This window comes from Streptomyces sp. DH12, from assembly GCF_020873895.1.
Classification (GTDB): domain Bacteria; phylum Actinomycetota; class Actinomycetes; order Streptomycetales; family Streptomycetaceae; genus Streptomyces.
In genome coordinates, this window is sequence record NZ_JAHWGT010000697.1 from 1 (window position 1) to 516 (window position 516).

Genomic DNA, 516 nt, shown 5'->3' on the forward strand with positions numbered 1-516 from the left:
GACACCGCGATCGCCTGCTGCGTCTCGGCGATGGCGGTCGGCAAGCAGATGCAGTTCTTCGGCGCGCGGGTCAACCTCGCCAAGGCGCTGCTGTACGCGGTCAACGGCGGCCGGGACGAGATGACCGGCGAGCAGGTGGCCCCGGAGATGCCGCCGCTGACGGGGGAGTACCTGGACTACGACGAGCTGTCCGCCGCGTACGACCGCGTCCTGGACTGGCTCGCGCAGACGTACGTGGACGCGCTCAACGTCATCCACTACATGCACGACAAGTACGCCTACGAGCGCATCGAGATGGCCCTGCACGACCACCCCGTGCACCGCTTCATGGCGTGCGGCATCGCCGGCCTGTCGGTCGCCGTGGACAGCCTGTCCGCCGTCAAGCACGCCCGGGTGAAGGTGTTCCGCGACGCCACCGGACTGGCCGTGGACTTCAAGACCGAGGGCGAGTTCCCGGCCTACGGCAACAACGACGACCGCGTCGACGCGCTCGCCGTCGACCTGGTGGAGTCGTTC

1 protein-coding gene is annotated in these 516 nt (G+C 68.6%); it reads left to right on the forward strand.

Annotation, left to right across the window (positions count from 1 at the left end; translation table 11 throughout):
- Nucleotides 1-516 (forward strand): pyruvate formate lyase family protein (locus LPA54_RS36580; RefSeq protein WP_306806608.1); only part of this gene is annotated, 516 nt, incomplete at both ends.